A 5,551-nucleotide genomic window follows, 5' to 3' on the forward strand; every position below is an offset into this window, starting at 1 on the left:
TTAAAACGCTTCTATATAGAACAAAAATGATACAGTAAAGGTCAACAGCCCCTAGATACTCGCATGTTATTAGACACAAAAAAGGCGACCTCTCCGGGTCGCCTTTGGTATTTCTTTTGCGCCCTTACAAGATAAAGCGGCTCAGGTCTTCGTTATCTACCAGCGCATCCAGGTGCGCATTAACGTACTCAGCATCAATGCTGTAGGTCTCACCTTGCTTTTCTGAGGCATCGTAGGAAATGTCTTCCATCAAACGCTCCAGCACCGTATGCAAACGGCGGGCACCGATATTTTCCGTTTTTTCGTTTACTTGCCAGGCAGCCTCGGCGATACGCTGAATACCGCTATCGGTAAACTCTACCGTCACACCTTCGGTTTTCATTAACTCTACGTACTGCTCAGTTAATGAGGCATTTGGCTCGGTTAGAATGCGCTTGAAGTCTTCTACTTTCAGTGCAGATAGCTCAACGCGGATCGGTAACCGGCCTTGTAACTCTGGGATCAAGTCCGACGGCTTGCTCATTTGGAAAGCGCCCGACGCAATAAACAAAATATGGTCGGTTTTGATCATGCCGTGTTTAGTCGATACCGTAGAACCTTCCACTAATGGCAATAGGTCGCGTTGCACACCTTCACGAGAGACATCGGCTGAACTGGTGCCTTCGCGCTTACAAATCTTGTCGATCTCATCCACAAACACAATGCCGTGTTGCTCAACCGCTTCCAGTGCTTTGGCTTTCAGATCTTCTTTGTTAACCAGGCGTGCGGCTTCTTCTTCCACCAGCACTTTCATGGCGTCGCGAATACGCATTTTCTTTTTCTTCTTCTGAGAACCCGCAGAAAGATTTTCAAACATGCCTTGCAGCTGATTGGTCATTTCTTCCATGCCCGGAGGGGCCATGATTTCAACGCCAATTTGCTGTTGCGATACATCGATTTCAATTTCTTTGTCGTCCAGCGTTCCCTCACGCAATTTCTTGCGGAAAGACTGACGGGTACCGCGATCTTCGGTGCGCTCTTTCTCGCCCCAGGCATTTTCAGGCGGCGGGATCAGAATATCCAGAATGCGCTCTTCTGCGGCTTCTTCTGCACGAAAACGCACTTTTTCCATTTCGCGCTCTTTGGTCATTTTCACTGCGATATCAGCCAGGTCACGGATGATAGACTCAACTTCCTTACCCACATAGCCCACTTCGGTGAACTTAGTCGCTTCCACTTTAATAAATGGTGCGTTCGCGAGTTTAGCCAAACGACGGGCAATTTCAGTTTTACCTACCCCGGTTGGACCAATCATCAGAATATTTTTTGGTGTCACTTCCTGACGCAGCTCCTGAGGCAGCTGCATGCGACGCCAGCGATTTCGCAGCGCGATGGCCACGGCACGCTTAGCGCCTTGCTGACCAATAATGTGTCTGTCGAGTTCGTGAACAATTTCTCTTGGAGTCATTTCAGACATAGCAAACCCTTTTTACGTAAGCTGGCTTCGCCAGCCGGGCAATCGGTTGGAACACGACTGCCGAAAAAATTAATAATCCAGTACTTCAACCGTTTGGTTGTGGTTGGTAAACACACAAATGTCTGCGGCAATTGTCAGACTCTGTTCAGCGATATCTTTGGCGCTTAACTCAGTGTTGTTTAATAAGGCTGTTGCTGCGGCCTGGGCATAGTTTCCGCCTGAGCCTATGGCAATGAGATCCTGCTCTGGCTGCACCACATCACCGTTGCCGGTAATAATTAACGAGGCGGTCTCATCGGCAACTGCAAGTAATGCTTCCAGTTTGCGCAACATGCGATCAGTACGCCAGTCTTTGGCCAGCTCAACCGCGGCTTTGGTTAAATGCCCCTGGTGCATCTCTAATTTTGCCTCAAAGCGTTCAAATAAGGTAAACGCATCGGCTGTGCCGCCTGCAAAGCCGGCCAGTACTTTATTCTGATACAGGCGACGCACTTTTCTGGCGTTGCCTTTCATAACGGTGTTGCCCAGCGACACCTGACCATCTCCGGCCATTACTACCTGGTTGTCCCGACGGACAGATACAATCGTAGTCACATTCACTCCACTGTGGTGGTTATGGCACTGTCAGCGTCAAAAGACAGACAATGCATGAACAATGAATAGGGAAATGGGGGGGGATGAAGGAAATTCAAGGGCCGTTGCACACAACGGCCCGAAAAGAGATCAGAAGTTCCAGTACCAGATTTGGCAGGTGGTAATATTCACTTTACGCAGTGCGTGCTTAGCACGCTCGGCGTCGCGTTTGGCATCATATGGCCCCAGTATCACCCGGAACCACTCGCCATTGTCACCGTCACTTCGGCGTATCTGCGCTTCCAGCCCCTGAAAGGCAATTTTTGCGCGCATTTCTTCAGCCTGAGCCCGGGTTTTAAATGAGGCACACTGCATTAAATAGCGCTTATCCGATTTCTCTTGCTCTGCGACATCGACTTCAACTTCATAACCAGGCAGCGTCTTAATGTATTCCCACTCTTCCTGTGGCAATTCAGGCAGTTCATCTTCAACCGCCACCGGCTTTTTCGCCATAGGTTGGGCACCGTCTGGTTCCACGTTATCCTTGATAGACCACAGGAAGTAGGCAAACCCTATCAACAGAGCCACGACGACAGCTACCGCTATCCATGACACCGTTTTTACCGGTGCTTTGGGGGCATTGCTGCGTGCCGTGCCTGACGCCTTTTTGTTTTTTTGTTTTTTCTGTGGTGCGCGGCCACGAGAAACATAATCGCGTTGAGACATAATGCTTTTTTAATTATCCATCATGCGACACTGTTGTGATTCGCATTTGCTGCTAAAAACCAAATTTCTGATGAGCTACATTCTCAATGAGCAGACCAGTGTAGCGCGCTTGATCAAAAAAAGCTGCCCAAGATTTACCCGTAATCGCAATTTGTGTCGCAGGCCTTTAAATACGGAGCGTAAAGTGGACGTTCCGCGTGATTAACTGAAGTCTACCGGGTCAATATCCAGGCTCCAGCGTACCCGTGTCGCTAACGGTAAACTCTGTACCTGTCGAAGGGTACTGGCGATCCAGTTGTGTAAAGCGGCGCGCTGCGAGCATTGAAGCAGTAACATAAACCGAAACCGCCCTTGTCGCTTTTCTATTAAACACGGCAGCGGGCCGGCTATGTAACCACCAAACTGGTGACTGTGATCGCTAAAGGCCTGTTTCACCTGCTGCAAGAACGTATGCACCTGTTGCGCAGCATTCGCCTCGGCCCGGATCACAGCCTGAGCACTGTAAGGTGGCAAGTTGGTCATTTTACGCTCGTGCAGGGCATGGCGGGCAAAGTGCGCAAACCCGTTGTGAATGAGATCCTGTAACAGCGGGTGACCCGGATTATCGGTTTGAATATACATTTCACCGGGTTTGGTGGCGCGCCCGGCGCGGCCAGCTAACTGCGTAATCAACTGAGCAAATTTTTCCGGCGCTCGAAAGTCGGCGGAAAACAGCGCGCCATCGCAATCCAGCACCACCACCAGCGTAACATGAGGAAAGTGATGCCCCTTTGAAAGAATTTGTGTACCAATTAACAATTGGTATTTTCGCGCATTGATTTCATCTAAACGCGTTACCAACGCGTCTTTGCCTCTAACGGCATCACTGTCTATGCGCACTTGTTTAATATCGGGAAACAACTCTCCCAGCCCCTGTTCGAGCTGTTCGGTACCCAATCCCGACGTTTGCAGAGACGTACTGTGACAGGCACTGCATTGGTTTGGCATGCGTTTGCTTGCGCCACAGTGATGACACTGCAGGCGCCCCTGTGACTTGTGATAAGTAAACGGGCGTTCACAGCTTTTACAATCTACGGTTTGCCCGCAGTGATGGCATAACACCGCCGGCGCATAACCCCGACGATTCAAAAACACCAGTACCTGGTTACCTTGCTGCAGGTGACTACGCATGACACTGAGTAAACCCGGAGCAATACCCGCCTGTAGTGGTTGGTCACGTGAGTCCAGCACCTTTAACTGAGTATGACTGGCGCCCCCCGCTCGTTCACTGAGTTGTAAGTGAGTGTAACGTTTGGCCAGCGCATTATTGAGGCTTTCCAATGACGGTGTTGCGCTGCCGAGCAATAAGGGAACGTTCTCAGTCTGGGCGCGTTTAACCGCTAAATCTCTGGCGTGATACCGCAACCCATCCTGCTGCTTAAAAGACTCATCGTGCTCTTCGTCAACGATGATCATGCCGGGACGCACCATGGGCGTAAAAATCGCCGAGCGCGTACCGATAACAATGCCCAATTCGCCTCTGCGGGACTGTTGCCATACCTGCAGCCGCGCCAGGTCGGACATTTGTGAGTGCAACACGCCTACCTTAATACCGAAGCGTCGCTCAAAGCGCCCGACAGTTTGTGGCGTTAACCCTATCTCCGGCACCAGAATCAATACCTGTCGATTGGCCTTCAACACTGGGGCGATGACTTGTAAATACACTTCCGTTTTACCGCTGCCGGTAACCCCCTCAAGCAAAAAGGTCCGAAATTCAGTGCCGTTTTGATTCACACCCGCAATCGCAACAGCCTGTTCGGTTGAGGCGACAGGTGTCGTCTCTTGTAATGTGTACGACGCCCAGTCTGTCTGGATTTCCTGCTTAATTTGTACCGTTTGTATCAGGGCTTTTTCTGATAATGCTTTAATCACAGCGGGTGAAAATCGCTGTTTAATTTCACCCTCTTCTACCGGCTCGTCAGCTAACGATGCCAGACACAACTGCTGCTTTTTCCCGCGTACCAGTGACTGTTCAAGTGCGTCTTGTCCGGCTTCAGTGAGGGTAAAGGCGTCCAGTTTGTCGGTCAGCGGCATGCCTTTTCGCAACCGCACGGGCATCAGGGTCGACCAGACTTCACCAATGGGGTGGTGGTAATATTTAGCCAGCCAGTTAGCCAGTGTGATCAGCGTGGTATCAAACAGCGGCACTTCATCGAGTACCTCAGTGACTGACTTTAACTTCAGACCGGTATCTTCGGTTTGCGCTTCAATGTTACCTATTACTACACCAATCAGCGTTCGGTTTCCAAACGGCACTTTTACCCGCACACCGGTTGCAACAGGTGTGTCATGGAGATAACTGAACGATTGCTTGAGCGGCACAGGCACCGCGACATCAACAACTGGCATGGGTAACGATCTGACTTTATACGCTAAGGTTGAAAATATACCGATTTAGCAGGATAACACTAATCGAAGATCTTGCCGATGCAATTACGTGGATATCAATGCAAAATGAATGGTTGCGCACGATAAAAACCTTGATTGATTAATCGACATCCAGTAATATGCGCCGCTCTTAAAAACCGAGCGATTATCGCTTGTACTGAATTTAGCAACGTATGGTGTTCAGCTTCGGGCTGGATAGCGATACGGCCTTTTTTTGAGGTAACCCAATGAAACAAGATATCCACCCTAAATACGAAGAAATTACTGCGAACTGTTCTTGTGGCAACGAGATCAAAGTACGTTCTACTCTGGGTAAAGACATCAACCTGGACGTATGTTCAGCTTGTCACCCTTTCTACACTGGTAAGC

General features: G+C 49.8%; 5 protein-coding genes. 1 reads left to right on the top strand and 4 read right to left on the bottom strand.

Translation table 11 applies throughout. From position 1 onward, the window contains the following. Nucleotides 1–124 precede the first annotated feature (124 nt). The 4 genes from hslU to priA all read right to left on the bottom strand — a co-directional run bounded on the left by hslU (nucleotide 125) and on the right by priA (nucleotide 5,143). Complete coding sequence (hslU, locus tag AC4MRN_RS19160) at nucleotides 125–1,456, bottom strand: ATP-dependent protease ATPase subunit HslU (RefSeq protein WP_073320763.1); 1,332 nt, start codon at nucleotides 1,454–1,456, stop codon at nucleotides 125–127. A gap of 69 nt (nucleotides 1,457–1,525) precedes the next feature. Then, nucleotides 1,526–2,050: an ATP-dependent protease subunit HslV gene (gene hslV, locus AC4MRN_RS19165; RefSeq protein ID WP_073320766.1), complete on the bottom strand. Its 525-nt coding sequence runs from the start codon at nucleotides 2,048–2,050 to the stop codon at nucleotides 1,526–1,528. A 129-nt stretch (nucleotides 2,051–2,179) separates the two neighbouring features. Continuing rightward, a complete protein-coding gene (locus tag AC4MRN_RS19170) occupies nucleotides 2,180–2,755 on the bottom strand; it encodes an SPOR domain-containing protein (protein WP_475070885.1) in 576 nt (191 codons plus the stop codon). 201 nt (nucleotides 2,756–2,956) lie between these two features. Continuing rightward, on the bottom strand, nucleotides 2,957–5,143 hold the full coding sequence (gene priA, locus AC4MRN_RS19175; protein WP_491204204.1) for a primosomal protein N': 2,187 nt from the start codon (nucleotides 5,141–5,143) through the stop codon (nucleotides 2,957–2,959). Nucleotides 5,144–5,409: 266 nt separating this feature from the next. On the opposite strand from priA, the gene rpmE reads away from it, so the two are divergent. Then, a partial coding sequence (gene rpmE, locus AC4MRN_RS19180) for a 50S ribosomal protein L31 (protein ID WP_490403485.1) occupies nucleotides 5,410–5,551 on the top strand: 142 nt, incomplete at its 3' end.

The organism is Marisediminitalea sp. (assembly GCF_984433645.1).